This is a genomic window from Streptomyces sp. NPDC101152, from assembly GCF_044768275.1.
Lineage (GTDB): Bacteria > Actinomycetota > Actinomycetes > Streptomycetales > Streptomycetaceae > Streptomyces.
On record NZ_JBIWPO010000001.1, the window covers coordinates 228,000 to 250,703 of the forward strand.

The 22,704-nt window shown below is 73.2% G+C and carries 13 protein-coding genes; 10 read left to right on the top strand and 3 right to left on the bottom strand.

Annotated features, from left to right (window positions below; all coding sequences use genetic code 11):
- The first annotated feature begins 182 nt into the window (after positions 1-182).
- From ACIRVK_RS01130 to moeZ, 5 genes are all read left to right on the top strand, one after another.
- Positions 183-1,886, top strand: coding sequence for a DUF3492 domain-containing protein (locus ACIRVK_RS01130; RefSeq protein ID WP_404242638.1), 1,704 nt, complete (start codon positions 183-185; stop codon positions 1,884-1,886).
- The gene (locus ACIRVK_RS01135; protein ID WP_404242640.1) at positions 1,883-3,193 is read left to right on the top strand and encodes a hypothetical protein; all 1,311 of its coding nucleotides are present in this window, start codon (positions 1,883-1,885) and stop codon (positions 3,191-3,193) included. The genes ACIRVK_RS01130 and ACIRVK_RS01135 overlap by 4 nt, the downstream gene beginning before the upstream one ends.
- Before the next feature lie 116 nt (positions 3,194-3,309).
- Positions 3,310-4,269: an NAD-dependent epimerase/dehydratase family protein gene (locus ACIRVK_RS01140; protein ID WP_404242642.1), complete on the top strand. Its 960-nt coding sequence runs from the start codon at positions 3,310-3,312 to the stop codon at positions 4,267-4,269.
- The gene (locus ACIRVK_RS01145; RefSeq protein ID WP_404242644.1) at positions 4,257-5,006 is read left to right on the top strand and encodes a spherulation-specific family 4 protein; all 750 of its coding nucleotides are present in this window, start codon (positions 4,257-4,259) and stop codon (positions 5,004-5,006) included. Before ACIRVK_RS01140 ends, ACIRVK_RS01145 begins: the two co-directional genes overlap by 13 nt.
- A gap of 63 nt (positions 5,007-5,069) precedes the next feature.
- Positions 5,070-6,248 carry an adenylyltransferase/sulfurtransferase MoeZ gene (gene moeZ / locus ACIRVK_RS01150; RefSeq protein ID WP_404242646.1) on the top strand — a complete coding sequence of 393 codons (1,179 nt, stop codon included), beginning with the start codon at positions 5,070-5,072 and terminating at the stop codon, positions 6,246-6,248.
- A gap of 63 nt (positions 6,249-6,311) precedes the next feature.
- Here the strand turns inward: moeZ and ACIRVK_RS01155 are convergent, their stop codons facing one another.
- The 3 genes from ACIRVK_RS01155 to ACIRVK_RS01165 all read right to left on the bottom strand — a co-directional run bounded on the left by ACIRVK_RS01155 (position 6,312) and on the right by ACIRVK_RS01165 (position 12,388).
- Complete coding sequence (locus tag ACIRVK_RS01155; RefSeq protein ID WP_404242648.1) at positions 6,312-7,877, bottom strand: alpha/beta hydrolase; 1,566 nt, start codon at positions 7,875-7,877, stop codon at positions 6,312-6,314.
- Between the two features lie 135 nt (positions 7,878-8,012).
- Complete coding sequence (locus ACIRVK_RS01160) at positions 8,013-9,554, bottom strand: alpha/beta hydrolase (RefSeq protein ID WP_404242649.1); 1,542 nt, start codon at positions 9,552-9,554, stop codon at positions 8,013-8,015.
- Positions 9,555-9,652: 98 nt separating this feature from the next.
- Positions 9,653-12,388 (bottom strand): lysylphosphatidylglycerol synthase domain-containing protein, encoded by a 2,736-nt coding sequence (locus ACIRVK_RS01165; protein WP_404242651.1) that lies wholly within the window; start codon positions 12,386-12,388, stop codon positions 9,653-9,655.
- Between the two features lie 186 nt (positions 12,389-12,574).
- Here ACIRVK_RS01165 and ACIRVK_RS01170 point away from each other — a divergent pair, with 186 nt between their 5' ends.
- The 5 genes from ACIRVK_RS01170 (at position 12,575) to nudC (ending at position 22,692) form a co-directional block, all read left to right on the top strand.
- Positions 12,575-12,952, top strand: coding sequence for an MGMT family protein (locus tag ACIRVK_RS01170; RefSeq protein WP_404242653.1), 378 nt, complete (start codon positions 12,575-12,577; stop codon positions 12,950-12,952).
- Between the two features lie 257 nt (positions 12,953-13,209).
- A complete protein-coding gene (locus ACIRVK_RS01175) occupies positions 13,210-16,563 on the top strand; it encodes an ATP-dependent helicase (RefSeq protein ID WP_404242655.1) in 3,354 nt (1,117 codons plus the stop codon).
- 59 nt (positions 16,564-16,622) lie between these two features.
- Positions 16,623-20,180, top strand: a complete 3,558-nt coding sequence (locus tag ACIRVK_RS01180) for a UvrD-helicase domain-containing protein (protein ID WP_404242657.1) — start codon at positions 16,623-16,625, stop codon at positions 20,178-20,180.
- 10 nt (positions 20,181-20,190) lie between these two features.
- Complete coding sequence (locus tag ACIRVK_RS01185) at positions 20,191-21,603, top strand: dipeptidase (protein WP_404242659.1); 1,413 nt, start codon at positions 20,191-20,193, stop codon at positions 21,601-21,603.
- Between the two features lie 147 nt (positions 21,604-21,750).
- Positions 21,751-22,692: an NAD(+) diphosphatase gene (gene nudC, locus ACIRVK_RS01190; RefSeq protein WP_404242660.1), complete on the top strand. Its 942-nt coding sequence runs from the start codon at positions 21,751-21,753 to the stop codon at positions 22,690-22,692.
- Positions 22,693-22,704 lie beyond the last annotated feature (12 nt).

Below are 22,704 nucleotides of genomic sequence, written 5' to 3' on the forward strand. Positions count from 1 at the left end.
TTTTTTTTTATTTTTCGCCCATACCCCCCGACCGCCCCCTTCAGTTTTTCCCACTTCCCCGCGTTTGGTGCGGCCCGCCCCACCCCCCCCCCCCCCACCACCGCCTTGTCCGCATACGTTCTTCCCGCTGCGAGCCGTCGGGTCAACGGCGGCTCCCCACACGGGAGATCGGGGGTGCGTTCATGCGCATCGGACTGCTGACGGAGGGTGGCTATCCGTTCGCGAGCGGCGACGCCAGGCTCTGGTGCGACCGGCTCGTGCGCGGGCTCGGGCAGCACGAGTTCGACCTCTACGCGCTCAGCCGCAGCGAGCGCCAGGAGGATGAGGGCTGGGTCCCGCTTCCCCCGCAGGTCAGCCGGGTACGTACGGCGCCTCTCTGGACGGCGGAGGTCGACGGCGTCACGCTCGGGCGGCGCGCGCGGCGCCGGTTCGAGGAGTGCTACGGCGAGTTGGCGGCCGTCCTGTGTGCCTCCGGGACCTCCCTGGGGACCTCGGCCACCGAGGCGGACCGTTTCGGCAACGCGCTGTACGGGCTCGCCGAACTCGCCCGCGAGGAGGGCGGACTGGTGGGGGCGCTCCGTTCGGAGGGTGCCGTACGCGCACTGGAGCGCGCCTGCCGTGCGCCTGGGGCCCTGCGAACGGCGCGCGAGGCGCGCGTACCGGACCTCCTCACCGTCGTCGCGCATCTGGAACGCGCACTGCGCCCCCTCTCGCTCGACTGGTACCAGGACGACGGGCTCGGCGCCGTCGACCTGTGCCACGCGACGTCGGGCGGTCCGGCGGCCCTTCCGGGACTGCTCGCCCACCACTTCTGGGGCGTGCCCCTGCTGCTCACCGAGTACGGGGTCCGGCTGCGCACGCACTACCTCGCCGCCACCGACGCCCCGCCCGCCGTACGGTCGCTGCTCGCCGCCTTCCACGGCAGGCTCGCCGCCGAGCTCTACGGCCGGGCCGCGCTCGTCACGCCCGGCAACACCCACGCCCGCCGCTGGCAGGAGCACTGCGGCGCCGACCGCGCGAAGCTGCGCACGGTGTACCCGGGCATGGACGCCTCGCCCTTCGCCGAGGTGGGCGAGGCGCCACAGAGCGCCGATCCCGACACGCTCGTCTGGGTCGGCCGCGTCGAACCGGCCAAGGACCTGGTCTCACTGCTGCACGCCTTCGCCGAGGTCCGCAAGGAGGCGCCGAAGACCCGGCTGCGGATCGTCGGCGCGCCGGCCTGCCCGGAGGGCGAGGCCTACCTGGGGCACTGCCGGGCGCTGGCCGCCCAGCTCTTCCCCGACGAGGCCGACGGGCTGCACACCGCCGGCGACAACCCCGTCTCCTTCGACGAGATCGGGGGACCGGACCTGCCGAGCCTCGCGGACGCGTACGCCGCGGGCGCGGTGACCGTGCTCTCCAGCGTCGTCGAGGGCTTCCCGATCAGCCTCGTCGAGGCCATGTTCTGCGCGCGGGCGACCGTGTCCACGGACGTCGGCGCGGTCGTGGAGGTCATCGGCGGCACGGGGCTCGTCGTACCGCCGCGCAACCCCCGGGCGCTCGCGGAGGCATGCGTCGCCCTGCTGCGCGACCCCGAGCGCCGCGAGCGCCTGGGCGCGGCAGCACGCGCGCGTGCGTTGGAACTGTTCACCGTGGAGCAGAACATCGCGGCGTTCCACGACATCTACCTGGAGATCGTCGCGCGCACCCCGGTACGCCGGGTCGTCCTCGACGACGCCGGGGAGCCGCGGCCCTTCGCCGCCCCCGCGGAGGCCCACGTCCCCGGCCGCTGGACCGGCGCCGCGACCCGCGTCGTTGCTCGCGGCGGGCCGGCCTGGGCGGCAGGCGCTCCCGTGCGGGCCACCACGCCCGCGCCTTCGGCGCCGGCCGTGGAGGGGGCGCGATGAGCGGGCTGGGAGAGCTGGACCGGCCCGGGGCGCCGGAAGGCGCGGGCGCCTGGGACGACAAGTCCCGCCGGTGGGCCGCGGGATCGGAGGAGGGGGCCGACCCCGGCGAGGGCGACGGGGAGACGGCCGTCGCGGACCGGCGCGGAACCGGCGTGAACGACCGCCCTGCCGCCGAGGTGCCCGCCTCCCGTCGGCCCGCAGCGCCCCGCCGCACCGCCGCCGACCCCGTGAAGGGGCTGATGCACCGTCACCGGGAGCTGTGCGAACGGGCCGTGGACCCCCTGGAGATCGCGGCGGGCCTCGAGGCACACGGCGTCACCGACCGCACCGCGACGCGTTTCCGGCACCGGGACGTCTTCTCGCTGGCGGAGGAGATGTTCGCCCGGGCCACCCGGGACGAGGAGCCGCCCGCTGGCCCGACCGCCCTCGACGTCCCCCCGGCGGGGACCGGCTGGATCCTGCTCACCCTGCTGCCCGGAGTCCTGGGCACGGCGACCGTGACCGCCCTGCGCCTGACCCACGGCCAGGCCCGCCCGGCGGTGGCCGTGGCCGGCGTGCTCGCCGTCGCCCTCGGCCTGCGCGCGGCCCTCGCCCGCGGCCCGCTCGCCACCACCGACCGCACGCCCCAGGGCGCCGGCGCGCACGCCGCCGGCGCCTGGACGTGCTGGCTGCTCGCCTACGCCCTCCTCGGCGACGGCCTCCTGGGCGCGGCCGTGACGGGCGGCCCCGACGGCCTCCCCACCGGCGGCGCCGACGGCCCCTGGCCGCTCGCGACGGCATCCGTCCTCGCCCTCGCCTGGTCCTGCGCCCCCGCCGCGTGGAGCGCCCGCCTCTTCGCCGTGCGGGCCCGCCGCAGACTCGCCGCCAGCCGCGGCCTGGAGGAGTTCGCCGCCTCCGTACGGCCGTTGCTGCTCGGGACCTTCGCCCTGCACCTGTGCGCCCTGTGGGCCCTGCTCGCCGTGTGCGGCGCTGCCCTCGACGAACCCGCGGCCTACGGCCAGGGGCTCACCCTCGGCGCGCTGCTGCTCCTCGCCCGCCTGCTCAGCGTCGCCGGCTTCCCGCACGCCCCCGCACTCGCCCTCACCGCCGCGGCCACGGCCGAGGCTGCCGCCCTGACCACGGTGTTCGTGGGCCGCCTCCCCGGCTGCGGCGTCCTCGCCACCCCCGTGGAGACCCTGGTCGACGCCTGGGGCGTCGGCAGCGTCCCCGCCCTCACCTGCGCCGCTGCCGCCCTGGCCCTGCTGCTCCGCGCGACCCGCACCCTCACCCGGGCCTCGGCCCACGCGCCCCGTGGCGAGCCGTGGTGACGGCCCCCGCCGCAGGCGCCCGGCCCCGGCACCGCGCGTCATCGCACCACCCCCTCTGAAGGAGAAGCCCAGATGATCACCTCCCGACCCGACGCCTCGGCCCCGGGAGCCGCCCGATGAGAGTCCTGCTGATCGGAGCCAACGGCTACCTCGGCCGCTTCGTCGCCGACCGTCTGCTCGCCGACCCGGCCGTCCAGCTCACCGCTCTCGGCCGCGGCGACGACGCCGACGTCCGCTTCGACCTCGCCGCAGGCAGCCCGGGTGCGCTCACCCGTTTCCTCGACGCGGTCCACCCGGGTGTCGTCATCAACTGCGCCGGTGCCACCCGCGGCGGCGCCCGCGAACTCACCCGGCACAACACCGTCGCCGTCGCCACCGTCTGCGAGGCCCTGCGCCGTAGCGGCTGCGGGGCGCGTCTGGTGCAGATCGGCTGCGGCGCCGAGTACGGCCCCAGCCAGCCCGGTTCCTCCACCGCGGAGGACGCCGTCCCGCGCCCCGGCGGCCCGTACGGCGTGAGCAAACTCGCCGCCACCGAACTCGTCCTCGGCTCCGGCCTGGACGCGGTGGTGCTGCGGGTCTTCTCACCGGCCGGCCCCGGCACACCCGCCGGGTCCCCGCTCGGCCGGCTCGCGGAAGCCATGCGCCGCGCCATGCAGTCCGGCGACGGTGAGCTCAAGCTCGGCGGTCTCGGCGCGCAACGCGACTTCGTCGACGTACGGGACGTGGCCCGGGCCGTGCACGCCGCCTCGCTGTCCGCCGCGCAGGGCGTCATCAACATCGGCTCCGGGCGCGCGGTCCGGCTGCGCGACGCCGCCGCCACCCTCGCCCGGGTGGCCGGGTACGGCGGCGCGCTACACGAACTCGACGGGCCGCCCGGAGCGCTGCGCGCCACGATCGGTCACCCGCGGGCCGACTCCGACCACGCGGCCCCGGTCGCGTACCCGTACCCGGACGGCTGCGGGAGCTGGCAGCAGGCCGATGTGCGCACCGCGCGCGACCGGCTCGGCTGGCGGCCCCGGATCAACCTCGAAGAGTCCCTCGCCGACATCTGGATGGAGGCGGCATGCCGTATCTGACCAGCAGCACAGCGAGCACCACCGGCACCGGGGTCCGAACCGGCCTGGCCGTCCCCGGCTACGCGCACCCGCTCCTCGCACCCACCGAGTGGGGCGAACTCACGCGTCCCGGGACTCCCCTGCACTGGGTCGTCCTCGACGTCGCCGACGGCCCCGGCAGCCGCCCGGACCCGCACTGCCTGGAGGCGGCCGGCCGGCTGCGCAACGTCGGCGTGCGCGTCCTGGGCCGCCTCGACGCGGCCCACGGGGCCCGTCCCTTCGACGCGACGGTCTCCGACGCGCGCAGCTACCTCGACTGGTACCGGGTCGACGGCTTCCTCCTGGACCGCTGCCCCGGCGACCCGGCCTCGCTCCCCGCCGTCCACCGCACCGTCACCGCGCTCCGGGCGATCCGGGACGACGCCCACATCGTCCTCGGCCACGGCACCCACCCGCACCCCGGCTACGCCGGGATCGCCGACCAACTCGTCACCTTCTCCGGCTCCTGGAGCGACTACCGCTGGTCGCAGGTGGCCGAGTGGACCGCCGACCACCCGCCGGAGCTGTTCTGCCACTTCGTCCACGGAGTGCCCGGACCGCATCTCGAGGAGGCGCTGCGCATCGCCCGCTGGCAGGGCGCGGCGACCATCTGGTTCACCGACCGCGTGGACCCCGGCGGCCACGGCGACCCCTGGGAGGGCATGCCCGGCTACTGGGACGAGATCGTCTCGCGGGTCGGGACGGGTGTCTCGGAATGAAGAAGGCCGTGGCAGTGTTACAGGGAGAACAACTGTAGTGATTGACCGATCAACGGAGTCCCCGTGTCGCTGCCACCCCTGGTCGAGCCAGCCTCTGAGCTCACCGTAGACGAGGTCCGCAGGTACTCCCGCCACCTGATCATCCCCGACGTCGGGATGGACGGGCAGAAGCGGCTGAAGAACGCCAAGGTGCTCTGTGTGGGCGCCGGCGGCCTGGGCTCGCCGGCGCTGATGTACCTGGCCGCGGCGGGCGTCGGCACGCTCGGCATCGTGGAGTTCGACGAGGTCGACGAGTCGAACCTGCAGCGCCAGATCATCCACAGCCAGGCCGACATCGGCCGCTCCAAGGCAGAGTCCGCGCGGGACTCCGTCCTCGGGATCAACCCCTACGTGAACGTGGTCCTGCACGAGGAGCGGCTCGAGGCCGACAACGTGATGGACATCTTCAGCCAGTACGACCTGATCGTCGACGGCACGGACAACTTCGCGACCCGCTACCTGGTCAACGACGCGTGCGTGCTGCTCAACAAGCCGTACGTGTGGGGTTCGATCTACCGTTTCGACGGCCAGGCCTCCGTCTTCTGGTCCGAGCACGGCCCCTGCTACCGCTGCCTGTACCCGGAGCCCCCGCCGCCGGGCATGGTCCCCTCCTGCGCCGAGGGCGGCGTGCTGGGCGTGCTGTGCGCGTCCATCGGCTCCATCCAGGTCACCGAGGCCATCAAGGTCCTCACCGGCACCGGCGAGCCCCTCGTCGGCCGGCTGATGATCTACGACGCCCTGGAGATGCAGTACCGCCAGGTCAAGGTCCGCAAGGACCCGAACTGCGCGGTCTGCGGCGAGAACCCGACCGTCACCGAGCTCATCGACTACGAGGCCTTCTGCGGCGTCGTCTCCGAGGAGGCCCAGGAGGCGGCGGCCGGCTCGACGATCACTCCCAAGCAGCTCAAGGAGTGGATCGACGACGGCGAGAACATCGAGATCATCGACGTCCGCGAGATCAACGAGTACGAGATCGTCAGCATCCCGGGCGCCAGGCTGATCCCGAAGAACGAGTTCCTCATGGGCACCGCCCTGGAGACCCTCCCGCAGGACAAGAAGATCGTCCTGCACTGCAAGACGGGTGTCCGCAGTGCGGAAGTCCTCGCGGTCCTGAAGTCCGCGGGCTTCGCGGACGCCGTGCACGTCGGCGGCGGTGTGATCGGCTGGGTCAACCAGATCGAGCCCCACAAGCCGGTCTACTGACCACCCGCTTCTCGGAGAGGGGCCCCCGCACCCAGCGTGCCGGGCCCCTCTCCGCTGCCCGCGCTACGAGGCGCAGACCTTGCCGTCCTTCGGCACCGTCCCGTCCAGCAGGTAGGCGTTCACCGTCGAGTCGACACAGTCGCTGCCGTTTCCGTACGCCCCGTGTCCCTCGCCCTTCCAGGTGAGCTCCACACCGACACCCCCGCCGAGCCCGTCGGCCATCTTCCGGGCGCCCTCGTACGGTGTCGCCGGGTCGCCGGTGTTGCCGACGACCAGGATCGGCGCCGCGCCGGGCGCGCTCACCTCCGGATGGTCGTACTGGCCCGCCACCGGCCAGTCGTGGCACCAGCCGGCCGTGTCCCACCCGAGGAAGTCCCCGAACACGGGCGAGATCCTCTCGAACGTCGGCAGCAGCCTCTTCGTCTGCGCGGCGGTCGGCCGCTGCCTGTCGTCCAGGCACGATATGACCCGTTGCGAGTGGGTCGTCGTGCCGTAGTGGCCCGAGGCGTCGCGTTCGTTGTAGCCGTCGGCGAGTTGCAGCAGTTCCGAGCCGTCGCCCCGCTGGGCGGCGTCCAGGGCGCTGGTCAGGGTGGGCCAGCCGGACTTGCTGTACAGCGGCAGGACGATGCCGGTGAGGGCGAGCGACTGGGTCAGCTTGCGTCCGGACGAGGTGGGCAGCGGGTGCGCGTCGAGTCGCTTCACCAGGTTCGCGATCTTCCGCGTGCCCTGCCGCGGGTCCTGGCCGGTCGACTTCAGGTAGTCGTCCAGTGCCCGCTGGAAGCCCCTGGTCTGGTTCTCCGCCTGGCCCACCGAGTCGGCCGTCGGGTCGACGACCGCGTCCAGAATGAGCCGCCCGACGTTCTTCGGGAACAGGTGGGCGTAGACGCCGCCCAGTTCGGTGCCGTAGGAGATGCCGAAGTAGTGCATCTTCGCGTCGCCCAGCACCTGGCGCATCAGGTCCATGTCGCGTGCGGTGTCGGTCGTGGACACGTGCGACAGGAGCTTCCCGGCGGCTTTCCGGCAGCCCTTGCCGAAGGCGGCCGCGTCCTGGAAGTAGGCCTGCTCCTCGGCCGGGGTGTCGGGTGTGGCGTCGATGTCCTCGGCGGCCTGGATCGCCTTGTCGCTGCGGCAGCGCACGCCCTCGCTGACGGCCACCCCACGGGGGTCCCAGCTCACCAGGTCGTAGCGCTCGCGCAGCTTGGACACCGTGGCCGCGTACTGCGGCATCGTCGAGACACCCGAGCCGCCCGGGCCGCCGAAGTTGAACAGGAGCGAGCCGATGCGCTCGCCCCCGTCGGCCTTGGCGCGGATCAGGGCGAGGCCGATCATCTCGCCCTGCGGCTTCGACCAGTCCAGTGGTGCCCTGAGCGTCGCGCACCGCCAGTCGTTGCCCGGGGCGGGTGCGTCGGCGGTGGCCTTGCAGCGCCCCCAGGAGAGCTTCTGCGCCGTCAGGGAGGCGGGCAGTGCGGCGGTCGTCGTACCGGGCGCTCCGGTCGACGGTGAGGCGGACGCGCTCGTCCTCCCGCCTGCGCTGCCGTTCTTGTCGCCGGACGACGAGCCGCCGCCACAGCCGGCCACCAGCAGCGCGGCGGCGGCGCCGAACGCCGTCCACCGTACGAATCGTGCCATCTGCTTCCCCCCTCACAGGCCGCCCGCACCGTGCGGCGGACGGCTGTCAGGCCATGGTATGCGGATCGCGCAAAGCCCGCCGAAGCCTGTGGATAACCTTCTGACCTGCGGGTTCAAGCGTGATCCGGTGACCCGTCAGGAGCAGACGGTGCCGGCCGCCGGTACCTTCCCGTCCAGCAGATAGCCGTTCACCACGCTCTGCACACACTTGTTCTTGCTGTCGTACGCGCCGTGCCCCTGCCCCTTGTAGGTCAGCTCGACGCCGACACCCTTGCCCAGCGCGTCGACCATCCTGCGGGCGCCCTCGTAGGGCGTGGCCGGGTCGCCGGTGTTGCCCACGACCAGGATCGGCGCGGCCCCGGGCGCGCTCACGTCGGGGTGGTCGGCGGCGCCGGGCACCGCCCAGTCGGTGCAGCTGATCATGCCCCAGGCCAGGAAGTCCCCGAACAGGGGCGAGGCGGCCCGGAACTCGGGCAGCTTCCCCTCCACGTACGCCGGGGTGTAGCGGGCCTTCTCGTCTGCGCAGTTGATGGCGATGTTGGCCGCGGTGATGTTGCTGTACTCGCCGTTCTCGCTGCGTCCGTTCATCGAGTCGGACAGCAGCATCAGGACCCTGCCGTCGCCCTGGTACGCCTGCTGGAGGCCCTCGGTGAGGTACTGCCAGAAGTCCTTCGAGTACAGCGCCTGCGCGATGCCGTTGGTCGCCGCGGTCTGCGTCAGGCGGCGCGGGAGGATTCCGGGGATCGGCTTGCTGTCCAGGTTCCTCAGCAGGGTGGCGATGCGGTTCTCGACGTCCTGCGCGTTGTCGCCGATCGGGCAGGCCGTGGTCTTGGACACGCAGTCCGCGGCGAAGTTGTCGAGCGCGAGCTGGAAGCCCCGGGCCTGGCCGAGCGAGCTCTGCTCGGGGTTCTGCGTGGGGTCGACGACCGCGTCGAAGACGGCCCGGCCCAGGTTCTTCGGGAACAGGTGGGCGTAGACGCCGCCGAGTTCGGTGCCGTAGGAGATGCCGAAGTAGTACAGCTTCTTGTCGCCGAGGACCTGCCGCATCAGGTCCATGTCACGGGCCGCGTCGGTGGTGCGGACATGCGGGAGCACCTTCTTGGAGTTCTTCTCACAGGCCGCGTTGAACTTCTTGGTGTTGTCCAGATAGCCGGTGCGCTCGGTGGCGTTGTCGGGGGTGGCGTCCTGCTGGAAGTAGGCGTCGAGCTGCTGGTCGTTCTCGCACTGCACGGGGGCGCTGCTGCCGACCCCCCGCGGGTCGAAACTGACCAGGTCGTAGCGGGTGCGCAGGGTCGTGTAGTCGCCGCCGAAGGCGGGCAGGGTGCTGACGCCCGAGCCGCCGGGGCCGCCGAAGTTGAACACGAGCGAGCCGATGCGCCTGCCCCCGTCGGCCTTGGCTCGGATCAGCGCGATGCCGATCGTGTCGCCCTTGGGGTTGTTCCAGTCCAGGGGCGCCTTCATGGTGGCGCACTGCCAGGTGCCGCCGTTCGGCAGGGGCGAGGGTGCGTCGCCGCCGCCCTCCGCCGCGGACGGGGCCGGGCAGTCCTTCCAGTCCAGCTTCTGGGTGGACAGGTCCCCGTCCTTCGAGCCGCTTCCGGTGCAGCCCGCCAGCACGGAGAAGAGCAGCACGGCGGCGGCGGTCAGGGCTGCGGCCCGCACGCGAGGAGGCTTCGGCATGCTTCCATCGTGCGGCGGCTCGAGGCGGGGCGCTCGGGACACGGGCCGTACGAGGTACGCGCGCGCAGCGCCGTCGTACCGCGCCCGGTCGTACCTCCCTAGAGCGCGCCCTTGCGGGAGAGCTGGTTGAAGAACAGCCAGCCCGGCAGCACCGGGAGCCACAGCGTCAGCAGCCGGAACAGGAGTACGGCCGGGGCGGCGACCTCCTTGGGGAGGCCCACCGCGATCAGACCGACCGTCAGGGTCGCCTCGACCGCGCCGACGCCACCGGGGGTCGGGGCCGCGGAGCCGAGGGCGTTGCCGGCGAGGAAGACGACGGCGACGCTGGCGATGCTGAGCGAGGTCCCGTGCGGGCCGAAGGCGCGGATCGAGGCGTCCAGGCACATCACGAAGCAGGCGGTCAGCAGCAGCATGCCGCCGATGCCGGTGACCAGCTTCTGGGGCCGCTGCAGCACGTCCAGCATGCGGGGCACGACACCCGCGAACAGCGAGCGCACGCGCGTGACGACGAACTTCCGCAGGAAGGGCACCGAGGTGACCACCAGGACCAGCACCGCCACGGTCAGCAGGCCCGCGATGACCGTACGGGACGGCGACAGCGACGGGGTCTTCTCGGTGCCGGTCAGATACCCGAAGGACAGAAGCATCAGAATGTGACAGCCCAGCCCGAACAACTGCGAGGCGCCCACACTCGCGACCGCGAGTCCGGGCCGCACCCCCGCCCGCTGCAGGAAGCGCGTGTTGAGTGCGACACCGCCCACCGCGGGCGGCGCGACGATCTTGACGAACGAGCCGGCGACCTGAGCCGACACGGTCCGCAGGAACGGCACCCGTTCCGGCACGAAACCGAGCAGCGCCATGGCCGCCGCGACGTAGCTCCCCGCCGAGAACACCACGGCCGCCAGCACCCAGCCCCACTGGGCGTTCGCCACCAGGGGCCCGAACTCGATGTGGGTGAGCTGGGTCAGCAGGTAGTACGCGCCGATGGCACCGGCGATGAAACTGATCAGCGTGCGCGGCCGCACCCGCTCCAGCCGGGCGGGCTCGACCGGCGCCTGCGGCCTGATCAACAGCATCTGGTGGCGGATCTGGGTGAGCAGGTCCTCCTCGCGCGCTTCCTCGATGGCCTCGTCGATGGCCCGCTTCTCGGCACGCTGCTCGGCCCGCACGGTCTTCTTCCCGGGCTTGTCGGCCACCGGCTCGGACTCGACCTCCGCGGCCTCGTGCAGACGGGCCTGCTTGGCCTGCCGGGACGCCTCCAGGACCGCCTCCCGCTCGCGCTGGGCCCGCTCCCGGCCCAGCCTGCGCAGCGTCGCGCGGGAGGTGCGGCTGAGCGCGATGGGCTGCAGCATCGGCAGACAGTCGGCGACGGCGTCCGGGCCGAGCACGCCCACCGCCGACCTGACCGCGCGCTCGGCGCCCACCCGCAGGCCCAGCGTCACCAGGAGCTGCGAGACGTCCATCCGCAGCAGCAGATCGCCGGCCGCGATCTCGCCGACGCGCAGATCGGTGAGGATGACGGTGCCGGAACGATCCACCAGGATCGCGTCGCCCACCAGCCGGCGGTGCGCGATGCGCCGGGACTGCAGCGCCCGTACCTGGTGCCAGGTGTCGTGCAGCAGTTCGTCCGTGATCTCGTCGTCCGTCAGGGAGTCGAGGGTGCGTCCGCCGGTGTGCTCGTAGACCAGCATCACGGCGTCCGGGCCGAGCTCGGAGGTCGCGATCAGCTTCGGCGCGTTGGCGCCGGCCGCGATCGCCGCGTACGCGAGGAGCGCCTCCTGCTCCAGGGCCTGGCGCAGCGACTGGAGGCTGCTGCGGGTGGCGAAGCCGCGCAGCGTCAGGTTGCGCCACGCACGGTAGAAGAAACCCTGCGCCTGCTGCTCCCGGTCCACCACCGTCACGTCCAGCGGCGGGCCGTCCTCCAGCGTGACGAAGTAGCGCCGGCCCCGGTCGCCGGTCTCCGGGTTGTCCGGCATCTCCTCGCGGGCCGCAGTCACCGGACGGAACCCCACGTGCCGCAGCCCCGCCATCAGCGTCCGGGCGGTGGGACGGACGTTGGGCGAGCCGACCGCGTAGAGCGTCCCGTAGGCGATGGTCCAGCCGATCAGCACCGTCAGGATGATCGAGAACGGCGTCGTGTAGCCGGTGACAAGCATCGAGAACGCGTCGAGGAGCAGCACCATCCACAGCACCGCGCGCCAGCGCGGACGCCGCGACATGCCGACCGCGGTCATGTACGCGATGACCGGGGCGAGGTAGCCGTGCACCGGGTCGGTCAGGGCGTGGATGTCACCGGGAGAGGGCTGGGTGAGAGCCTCCTGGATGGAGCCGGGGGCGGCCTTGGCGACCCACAGGTCGGTGGCCAGGGTCACGCCGTGCGCCAGGACCGCCGCGAGCACGCCGTCGGCGATGCGCAGCCCGTCGCGCTTGATCAGGCGTTCGATCGCGAAGGCGACCGGCACGAGCAGGATCGCGATGCTGGAGGCCAGACCGGCGATCTTGATGAGCAGGTCGGGCGCCTGGCCGGTGCCCTTGTTGATGTCCTGCTCGAGCCCCGAGGTGGTGCCGTGCGCGAACCCGGCGATCGCGAGCAGCAGGATGATCCCCAGGACGCCCACCAACAGGCGCATCAGATCGGACGGGCGGTGCACACGCGCGGGAAGGAGCGGTTCGTCACCCTCCAGTTCGTCGATGTGCACCTCTTCGACGAACTGGGCGTCGTCGCCGCCGGGGTCCTTACCGGCCGTGCTCCCGGCGTCCGCGTCGGTGGCCGGGCGCGGCGAAGCCCCGGACGCGCTCTGCGCGTCCTCCGGGTGAACACCCTGCTGCTTCATCGTCTCTTCTTGATCTCGTATCACCGGTCACCGCTCGCATGATGGTGGCATGTCCCACCGACACGCGGGGGCATCAGGGTGCGGACGCGGGGGCGCACAGTCTGCCGGAACTGCCGCGCGGGGGCGAGGGATACCCACAGTGGCGAGGGCGTCACACTGTCGGTGGGGTGGGGCAGGATGGGCCGGATGAGCGAGGAGAGCCTGCCCCCCGAGGACGGTCACGACGCGCTGCCGGAGTACGCCGAGCGCGTCCTGGAGGTCGCCGACCTGATCCCGCCCGGGCGTGTCATGACGTACGGGGACGTGGCCGAGTGGCTGGAGGAGGGCGGGCCACGCCAGGTCGGCCGGGTCATGGCGCTGTACGGGGGAGCCGTCGCATGGTGGCGGGTGGTCCGCTCGGACGGCGTCCTGCTCCCGGGGCACGAACTGCGGGCGCTCGGCCACTACCGCTCGGAGGGAACGCCCCTGAAGGAGGCGAACAGGGCCGCCCAGGGCCACCTGCCGCGCCTCGACATGAAGCGCGCGCGATGGGACGGCGGCGGACGCGCGGAGGGTCACACCTGACAGCTTCCGCCATCCGGCGAACTCGTGTGTGACCCGTGATCCGTACGGGGGAAACGGGGCACATCCGCGACATGACGTACGTTCGTGGATCGAGGGGCGCAGGTGTCGCGAGTGCCGGGAGGGAAAAAGAGGAAGCACCGCTTCCGAGACTTTCCCCGGCGTAGCGTCGGCTGCGCGTGCCTCCCTCATCCCCAGATCACCGCACAGCACCCGCGGTGGTCCGACCACCAGCACACCCACCAGGACCGGCGAACCACGTGAGCTCCTCTTCCTCCACCAGGCGTCCGTCGCACCCCCAGGGGCGACGGGGGAACCGTGGCGCTTACCGACTGGTGCGTACCCCGCCCGGCCGACCGGACCCCCCTCGTCTGGACGCAGCACAGCGCTCCGTGGTTGACCACGAGAGCGGCCCGCTGCTCGTCCTCGCAGGTCCGGGCACCGGCAAGACCACCACCCTGGTGGAGTCGGTGGCGGCGCGCACCGCCCGGGGAGGGGACCCCGCGCGCGTCCTGGTGCTGACGTTCAGCCGCAAGGCCGCCGTCGAACTGCGTGACCGCATGGCCCTGCGCATGGGGGCGGCCCGTGCGCCCCAGGCGACGACCGTCCACTCGTTCTGCTACGCCCTGGTCCGCGCCCACCAGGACAGTGACCTCTTCGTGGAGCCGCTGCGGCTGCTGTCCGGACCCGAGCAGGACGTGACGGTCCGCGAACTGCTCGCCGGCCAGCCCGACCTGGAGCGGCTCGGTCTCGCGCACGTGCGCTGGCCCGACGAACTGCGCGCGTGCCTGACCACCCGCGGTTTCGCCGACGAGGTGCGGGCCGTCCTCGCCCGCAGCCGCGAACTCGGCCTGGACCCCGGCGCCCTGGACGCCTTCGCCCGCCGTATCGGCCGCCCCGACTGGCGCGCGGCGGCCGCCTTCCTCGCCGAGTACCTCGACGTGCTCGACCTCCAGGGCGTGCTCGACTACGCGGAACTGGTGCACCGCGCGGTCCTGCTCGCCCGCCGCCCCGAGGTCGCCGAGCGGCTGGCCGCCCAGTACGACGCCGTGCTCGTGGACGAGTACCAGGACACGGACGCGGCCCAGGTACGGCTGCTGCACGCCCTCGCGGGCGGCGGCCGCACCCTGGTCGCCTTCGGCGACCCCGACCAGTCGATCTACGCCTTCCGGGGTGCCGACGTGAACGGCATCCTGGAGTTCCCGGCGGACTTCCCGCGGGCGGACGGCCGCCCGGCGCCCGTGGAGGTCCTGCGCACCTCCCGCCGTTCCGGCGCCGGGCTGCTCGCCGCGACCCGGCTGCTCACCCAGCGCATGCCCCTGACCAGGCTTCCCGCGGAGAAGGTGCGCGCGCACCGCGCGCTGACGCCGGTGCGCGACGGCGGCCGCGTCGAGGTGTACACGTACCCGACGCCCGGCACGGAACTGGACAACATCGCCGACATCCTCCGCCGCGCCCACCTGGAGGACGGCGTGCCATGGGGCGAGATGGCCGTCCTGGTGCGCGCGGGCTCCCGCACCATCCCCACGCTGCGCCGGGCCCTGACGGCCGCGGGCGTCCCCCTGGACGTCGACGGTGACGATCTCCCGCTCCGGCACGAGCCGGCGGTGGCGCCCCTGCTGACGGCACTGCGGGCGGTGGCCACGGCGGAGGCGGCCGTGCGGCCGGACGGCCCTGACGGCGAGGAGACCCCGTCGGGGGAGGAGGCACCCTGCTGGCTCGAGACCGAAACCGCCCTCACCCTCCTCGCCTCACCGCTCGCCGGCATGGACGCCGCCGATCTCCGGCGCCTGGGCCGTGCCCTGCGCGACGACGAGCGGGCGGCCGGCAACCCGCTGCCGCCGCCGTCGGACGAACTGCTCGCGCGGGCCCTGGCCGAGCCGGAACGCCTCGCCGTGCACGACCCCGCGTACGCGCGCGGCGCCCAGCGGCTCGGCGCGCTGCTGCGCAAGGCCCGGGAACGCCTCGCGGGCGGCGGCACGGCCGAGGAGGCGCTGTGGGACCTGTGGGAGGGCACGCCGTGGCCGGCCCGCCTGGAGCGGTCCGCGCGGCGCGGCGGCGCGGCCGGCCGCAACGCCGACCGTGACCTGGACGCCGTCTGCGCGCTGTTCGCGACCGCCGCGCGCGCGGAGGAGCGCACCGGAGGCCGGGGCGCCCTCAACTTCCTGGAGGAGGTCGAGGCCGAGGACATCGCCGCCGACACGCGCGCGGGGCGTGCCGTACGCCCCGAGGCCGTGCGCCTGATGACCGCGCACCGCTCCAAGGGGCTGGAGTGGCGTCTGGTGGTCGTCGCCGGGGTCCAGGAGGGGCTGTGGCCCGACCTGCGCCGCCGCGGCTCGCTCCTGGAGGCGGACCGCATCGGGCGCGACGGACTCGCCGAACCGCTCACCCCGGGCGCCCTGCTCGCGGAGGAGCGCCGCCTGTTCTACGTGGCAGCCACGCGCGCGCGTGAACGCCTCGTCGTCACCGCGGTGAAGGCACCCGCCGACGACGGCGACCAGCCCTCCCGCTTCCTGACCGAACTCGGCGTCGAGCCCAGGGACGTCACCGGCCGCCCCCGCCGCCCGCTGTCCGTCGCCGCCCTCGTCGCCGAACTGCGCGCCACGACGGTCGACCCACGCGTCTCCGACACCCTCCGGCAGGCCGCCGCCCACCGCCTGGCCCGCCTGGCCGCACTCGCCGACGAGGACGGCCGCCCCCTGGTCCCGGCGGCCCACCCCTACCGCTGGTGGGGCATGTACGAGCCCACCGAGAGCAAGGTGCCGCTGCGCAACCGCCACCAACCCGTGGTCCTCTCCGGCAGCGCCCTGGACCAACTCGCCAACACCTGCGCCCTGCAGTGGTTCTTGGGTCGCGAGGTGAAGGCCGACGCCCCGGCGACGGCCGCCCAGGGTTTCGGCAACGTGGTGCACGTCCTCGCCGACGAGGTCGCCTCCGGTCACACCCCCGCCGACCTCGCCGTCCTCATGGAGCGCCTCGACTCCGTCTGGAACGCCCTCGCCTTCGACGCGCCCTGGAAGTCGGCGCAGGAGAAGGAGAACGCGCGCGTCGCGCTCGAACGCTTCCTGAAGTGGCATGTCATGGACCGCGCCGGCCGCACCCCCGTGGCCAGCGAGCACGACTTCGACGTCACTCTCGAAGCCGGCGAGTACCAGGTGCGCATCCGCGGCCAGATGGACCGCGTGGAGGCGGACGGCGAAGGCCGCGCCTACGTGGTCGACTTCAAGACCGGTAAGCAGCCCCTCAGCAGGGCCGAGGTGGAGCGTCACCCCCAGCTCGCCGTCTACCAGCTCGCCGTCCGCGAGGGCGCCGTCGACGAGGCCTTCGACGGGGTGCGCCCCGAGCCCGCGGGTGCCGAACTGGTCCAGCTGCGGCAGGGCGCCGCCCAGCGCGACGGGGGTGAGACGCTGCCCAAGGTGCAGGCCCAGGAGGCCATCGCGGGCGCGGCGGGCGCCGAGGGCGCCGGGGGCGAGTGGGTCGGCGACCTGCTGGCCACGGCCGCCGGCAAGGTGCTCGACGAACGGTTCACGCCGAGCACCGGGCAACACTGTTCACACTGCGCGTTCCGGGCGTCCTGCAGTGCTCGGCCGGAGGGACGCCACATCGTCGAGTGACCCGGGTGATCCACGACACCACGCGAGCCGACCTGCGTTTTCTCCCTGCGCGGACGCCGATGCGACCTCCACTGTCAGTGGCCGCCGCTAGCCTCTCTGACGTGCCGCCCCGTATCACCGACCCCGACCAGCTCAAGGAGCTTCTCGGGATCCCGTTCACCCCGGAGCAGACGGCCTGCATCGTCGCGCCGCCCGCACCGCAGGTGATCGTTGCCGGAGCCGGGTCGGGCAAGACGACGGTGATGGCGGCCCGCGTGGTGTGGCTGGTCGGCACCGGCCAGGTCGCCCCCGAGCAGGTCCTCGGCCTCACCTTCACCAACAAGGCGGCCGGCGAACTCGCCGAGCGGGTCCGCAAGGCGCTGGTCAAGGCGGGCGTCACCGACCCCGACGTCATCGACCCGGACCATCCGCCGGGCGAGCCCGTGATCTCGACGTACCACGCCTTCGCGGGCCGCCTGCTGACCGACCACGGGCTGCGCATCGGTCTGGAGCCGACGTCCCGGCTGCTCGCCGACGCCACCCGCTTCCAGCTCGCCGCGCGGGTGCTGCGCGAGGCCCCGGGCCCCTACCCGGCCCTCACCCGCTCCTTCGCGGACCTCGTCAGCGACCTTTTGGCCCTCGACGCCGAACTCGCCGAGCACCTGGTGGGCCCCGAGGAGCTGCGCGCGTACGACGGCGGGCTGCTGCGCACCCTGGAGGGCGCCAGCCTCACCAACGCGGACCTGCGCAAGGTCCCGGAGGCGGCCGCCGCCCGCCGTGAACTCGCCGACCTCGTCGTGCGCTACCGCGCCGCCAAACGCGAGCGCGACCTGCTCGACTTCGGCGACCAGATCGCCCTGTCCGCGCAGCTCGCGCGGATCCCCGAGGTCGGCCGCGTCCTGCGGGACGAGTTCAGGGTGGTCCTGCTCGACGAGTACCAGGACACCTCGGTGGCCCAACGCATCCTGCTGGCGGGCCTGTTCGGCGACGGCACCGGTCATCCCGTGACCGCCGTGGGCGATCCCTGCCAGGCGATCTACGGCTGGCGCGGCGCCTCGGTGGCCAACCTGGACGACTTCCCGGAGCACTTCGCGCACCCCGACGGCCGCCCCGCCGCCCGCCAGGCGCTGAGCGAGAACCGCCGCAGCGGCGGCCGCCTGCTCGATCTGGCCAACGGCCTCGCCGAGCCGCTGCGCGCCATGCACGCGGGCGTGGAGGCCCTCCGCCCCGCGCCGGGAGCCGAGCGCGACGGGATGGTGCGCTGCGCGCTGCTGGCCACCCACGCCGAGGAGATCGAGTGGCTCGCCGACTCCATCGCCCATCTGGTGAACACCGGCAAGGCGCCCGGCGAGATCGCCGTCCTGTGCCGTACGGCGACCGACTTCGCCGAGATCCAGGGCGCGCTCGTCGCCCGGGACGTCCCCGTCGAGGTCGTCGGCCTGTCCGGGCTGCTGCACCTGCCGGAGATCGCCGACCTGGTCGCCGTCTGCGAGGTACTTCAGGATCCGGGCGCCAACGCCTCCCTGGTGCGTCTGCTGACCGGCCCGCGCTGGCGCATCGGCCCGCGCGACCTCGCCCTGCTGGGCCGCCGCGCCCGGCTCCTGGTCTCCCACGCGCACGTGGACGCCGGCGAGGACCGCGACCGCAGACTGGCCGAGGCCGTGGAGGGCGTCGATCCGTCCGAGGTGATATCGCTCGCGGACGCCCTGGACACCTTCCTGGAGCTGCCGCTGGACGCCGGGCAGGAGGACGACGGGCTGCCGTTCTCGCCGGACGCGCGCGTGCGGTTCGCCCGTCTCGCCACCGAACTGCGCGAGCTGCGCCGGTCGTTGTCCGACCCGTTGATGGACGTGCTGCACCGCGTGCTGGCCGTGACCGGCCTTGAGGTCGAACTGTCGGCGTCCCCGCACGCCCTGGCCGCGCGTCGCCGCGAGACCCTCTCCAACTTCCTCGACGTCGCCGCCTCGTTCGCCGCCGGCGACGGCGAGGCCACCCTCCTCGCCTTCCTCGCCTTCCTGCGCACCGCAGCCCAGTACGAGAAGGGCCTCGACAACGCCCTGCCCGGCGGGGAGAACACCGTGAAGGTGCTCACCGCGCACAAGTCCAAGGGCCTGGAGTGGGACGTCGTCGCCGTCCCCGGTCTCGTCAAGGACACCTTCCCCAGCACCAAGGGCCGGGAGAAGTGGACCGCCCAGGGCAGGGTGCTGCCGCACGGGCTGCGCGGTGACGCCGACACCCTGCCCGACGTCGAGGTCTGGGACTCGCGCGGCCTGAAGGCCTTCCAGGAGGCCATGAAGGAGCATCAGCACACCGAGGAACTCCGCCTCGGCTACGTCACGTTCACCCGCCCCCGCTCCCTGCTCCTCGGCTCCGGCCACTGGTGGGGCCCCACCCAGAAGAAGCCCCGCGGCCCCTCCGGCTTCCTGCAGGCCCTGTACGACCACTGCGAGGCCGGACACGGCGAGATCGAGGCGTGGGCGGACGAACCGGCCGAGGACGCGGAGAACCCGGCCCTGCACGGCGCGGGCACCGACCAGGCCTGGCCGCTGCCCCTGGACGAGGCGTCCTTCACCCGGCGCCGGGCCGCCGCCTCGACGGTCCTCGCCCACCTGGAGGAACTCGCCTCCCACGAGGACGGCCGCCCCGTGGCCGTACACGACCCGGACGGCCACGAGGACCCCGACTGGCCCCCGCCGCCGGACGACGAAGCCCTCGAGGACGACGCCCTCTACGACGACGCCCCCTTCGATGAGGACGCCCTCCCGGACGAGGAACCCGGCGACTGGGACGACTGGTCCACGGACCGCCCGACCGTCCCGCACCAGGCAGCCGCTCCCGAGGGCGGCGACGAGGGCCGGCACCGCCACGCTCGCCCCACCGCGGGCCACCCGCGGCTCACGCCGGAAGAAGCCCGCACCATCGCCTCCTGGGACCGCGACCTGGACGCCCTCACGGGCGAGCTTCTGCGCGCGCGTGGAGCCGTCACCGAGGTCCCCCTGCCCGCCTCGCTCACCGCCTCCCAGGTGCTGCGACTGGCAGCCGACCCGGACGGCTTCGCACGGGAGCTCGCGCGCCCCATGCCACGCCCCCCGCAGCCGGCCGCGCGCCGGGGCACCCGCTTCCACGCCTGGGTGGAGGCACGCTTCGAGGAGCTCACCCTGCCCGTGCTCGAACCGGAGGAGCTGCCCGGCAGCGAGGCCGAGATCGCCGACGAACGCGATCTCGAAGCGCTCAAGGAGGCCTTCGAGCGCACCGACTACGCCCACCGCACGCCCCACCGGGTCGAGGCGCCCTTCCAGCTCGCCATCGCAGGGCGTGTGGTCCGGGGCCGCATCGACGCCGTCTACAGGGAGGGCGACGGGGACGGGACGACGTACGAGATCGTCGACTGGAAGACCAGCCGCACCCGCACCGCCGACCCGCTCCAGCTCGCCCTGTACCGGCTCGCCTGGGCCGAGCAGCAGGGCGTCCCCCTCGATTCCGTCAACGCGGCGTTCCTCTACGTCCGAACCGGTGAAATTGTACGACCGGGGAACCTGCCGGACCGGGCGGCACTGGAGCGGCTGCTGCTGGAAGGGCCTGCCGCAGCAGCAAACTGTGAGGAACCGCCCAACCAGGATGTCGGTGCGGGCCGATAGGCTCGTGACCATGAGCCAGCCCGTTGACAGTGCCGTCAGCGCCGTCCGTTCGTACATCGAGCGGCACCGTGCCGCCTTCCTCGACGACCTCGCGGAGTGGCTGCGCATCCCGTCCGTGTCGGCGCAGCCCGACCACGCGCCCGATGTACGCCGCAGCGCCGACTGGCTCGCCGCCAAGCTCCAGGAGACCGGCTTCCTCACCGCCGAGGTCTGGGAGACCCCGGGCGCCCCCGCGGTCTTCGCCGAGTGGCCCGCCGCCGACCCGGCAGCGACCACGGTCCTCGTCTACGGCCATCACGACGTCCAGCCCGCCGCCCGCGAGGACGGCTGGGACAGTGAGCCCTTCGAGCCCGTCGTCCGCGGCAACCGCCTCCATGCGCGCGGGGCCGCCGACGACAAGGGCCAGGTGTTCTTCCACACACTCGGCGTCCGCGCCCACCTCGCCGCGACCGGCCGCACCGCGCCCGCGGTCAACCTGAAGCTGCTGATCGAGGGCGAGGAGGAGTCCGGCTCCCCGCACTTCCGCGCCTTGGTCGAGCAGCACGCGGACCGGCTCGCCGCCGACGCGGTGATCGTCTCCGACACCGGCATGTGGTCCGAGGACACCCCCACGGTGTGCACCGGCATGCGCGGCCTCGCCGAGTGCGAGATCCACTTCTTCGGCCCCGACCAGGACATCCACTCCGGCTCCTTCGGCGGCGCCGTGCCCAACCCCGCCACCGCCGCCGCCCGCCTGGTCGGCGCCCTGCACGACGAGCACGCACGCGTGGCGATCCCCGGCTTCTACGACGGCGTCGTCGAACCCACCGACCGCGAGCGTGAGCTCCTCGCGCGGCTGCCGTTCGACGAGGAGCAGTGGCTGCGCACCGCCAAATCCCACGCCGCCCACGGCGAGGCCGGTCACACCACCCTGGAGCGCGTCTGGGCCCGCCCCACCGCCGAGGTCAACGGCATCGGCGGCGGCTACCAGGGCCCCGGCAGCAAGACGATCATCCCCTCCTCGGCCATGGTGAAGCTGTCCTTCCGGATGGTCGCGGGCCAGGAACCCGGCCACATCGAGAAGGTCGTCCGCGCGTGGGCGGCCGAGCAGGTGCCCGCCGGGATCCGTCACGAGATCACGTTCGGCGCGGCCACGCGCCCGTGTCTGACCCCGCTGGACCACCCGGCCCTGCAGTCCGTCGTGCGCGCGATGGGCCGCGCCTTCGGCAAGCCGGTCCTCTTCACCCGCGAGGGCGGCTCGGGACCGGCCGCCGACCTCCAGGAGGTCCTCGGGGCGCCAGTGCTCTTCCTGGGCATCTCCGTCCCGTCCGACGGCTGGCACGCGCCGAACGAGAAGGTCGAGATCGACCTCCTCCTCAAGGGCGTCGAGACCACCGCGTACCTGTGGGGCGACCTCGCGGAGACCTGGCGCCATGCGCCCTGAATCTCCTGCTCCGCCCGGAGCCGCACCGCACGCGGGGCACACTGGGGAAGACGCCCCGCACCGCCCGGCCCCGGTCGCCCACCACCGTACGTCCCGCCGAACCGCCCGCCGAAGCAACCCGTTCCACAGGGGGAGTTGGAAGCACCCGTGACCACCTGGACCGACCACACCGCCGATCGCCCCATCTCGCTGACCGCCCCGAGCGGCATCGACCGCGCCGCCCACCACCGGCTCGACGAGGCCTGGCTCGCGGCGGCCTGGAGCCACCCCACGACCCGCTGCTTCGTGGTCTCCGGCGGCCAGGTCCTCATCGACGAGACGGCGGACGGCCGTACCGAACTCGTCATGACCCCCTCGTTCGAGGCCCCCCTGACCGAGGCGCACCGCTACTTCCTGGGCACCGACGAGGACGGCGTCAGCTACTTCGCGCTCCAGAAGGACGCGTTGCCCGGGCGCATCGACCAGTCCGCGCGGGCCGCGGGACTGCGCGAGGCAGGTCTGCTGCTGTCGCCCCGGGACGTGGGTCTGATGGTGCACGCGGTCGGCCTGGAGAACTGGCAGCGAACACACCGTTTCTGCTCCCGCTGCGGAGAGCGGACCGTCATCGCCGCGGCCGGACACATCCGTCGCTGCCCCGCCTGCGGCGCCGAGCACTATCCGCGCACCGACCCCGCCGTGATCATGGCGGTCACCGACGCGGAGGACCGCATCCTGCTCGGCCGGCAGGTGCACTGGCCCGAGGGCCGCTTCTCGACGCTCGCCGGATTCGTCGAGCCGGGTGAGTCCATCGAGCAGGCGGTGCGGCGCGAGGTCTTCGAGGAGGCCGGCGTCAGCATCGGCCAGGTCGAGTACGTCGCCAGCCAGCCCTGGCCGTTCCCGTCCAGCCTCATGCTCGGCTTCATGGCCCGCGCCACCTCCACCGAGATCGACGTCGACGGCGACGAGATCCACGAGGCCCGCTGGTTCTCCCGTGACGACCTGGGCGCCGCCTTCGACTCCGGCGAGGTGCTGCCGCCGTACGGCATCTCCATCGCGGCCCGCCTCATCGAGCTCTGGTACGGCAAGCCCCTGCCGACGCGGAGCGTGTGACCACACCGGCAC

What these genes read in the sequence shown, in the direction of transcription:
- ACIRVK_RS01130 (WP_404242638.1), top strand. Translation starts at nt 183, where the DNA reads ATGCGCATCGGACTGCTGACGGAGGGTGGCTATCCGTTCGCGAGCGGC.
- ACIRVK_RS01135 (WP_404242640.1), top strand. Translation starts at nt 1,883, where the DNA reads ATGAGCGGGCTGGGAGAGCTGGACCGGCCCGGGGCGCCGGAAGGCGCG.
- ACIRVK_RS01140 (WP_404242642.1), top strand. Translation starts at nt 3,310, where the DNA reads ATGAGAGTCCTGCTGATCGGAGCCAACGGCTACCTCGGCCGCTTCGTC.
- ACIRVK_RS01145 (WP_404242644.1), top strand. Translation starts at nt 4,257, where the DNA reads ATGCCGTATCTGACCAGCAGCACAGCGAGCACCACCGGCACCGGGGTC.
- ACIRVK_RS01155 (WP_404242648.1), bottom strand. Translation starts at nt 7,877, where the DNA reads ATGGCACGATTCGTACGGTGGACGGCGTTCGGCGCCGCCGCCGCGCTG.
- ACIRVK_RS01160 (WP_404242649.1), bottom strand. Translation starts at nt 9,554, where the DNA reads ATGCCGAAGCCTCCTCGCGTGCGGGCCGCAGCCCTGACCGCCGCCGCC.
- ACIRVK_RS01165 (WP_404242651.1), bottom strand. Translation starts at nt 12,388, where the DNA reads ATGAAGCAGCAGGGTGTTCACCCGGAGGACGCGCAGAGCGCGTCCGGG.
- ACIRVK_RS01170 (WP_404242653.1), top strand. Translation starts at nt 12,575, where the DNA reads ATGAGCGAGGAGAGCCTGCCCCCCGAGGACGGTCACGACGCGCTGCCG.
- ACIRVK_RS01180 (WP_404242657.1), top strand. Translation starts at nt 16,623, where the DNA reads ATGCGACCTCCACTGTCAGTGGCCGCCGCTAGCCTCTCTGACGTGCCG.
- ACIRVK_RS01185 (WP_404242659.1), top strand. Translation starts at nt 20,191, where the DNA reads ATGAGCCAGCCCGTTGACAGTGCCGTCAGCGCCGTCCGTTCGTACATC.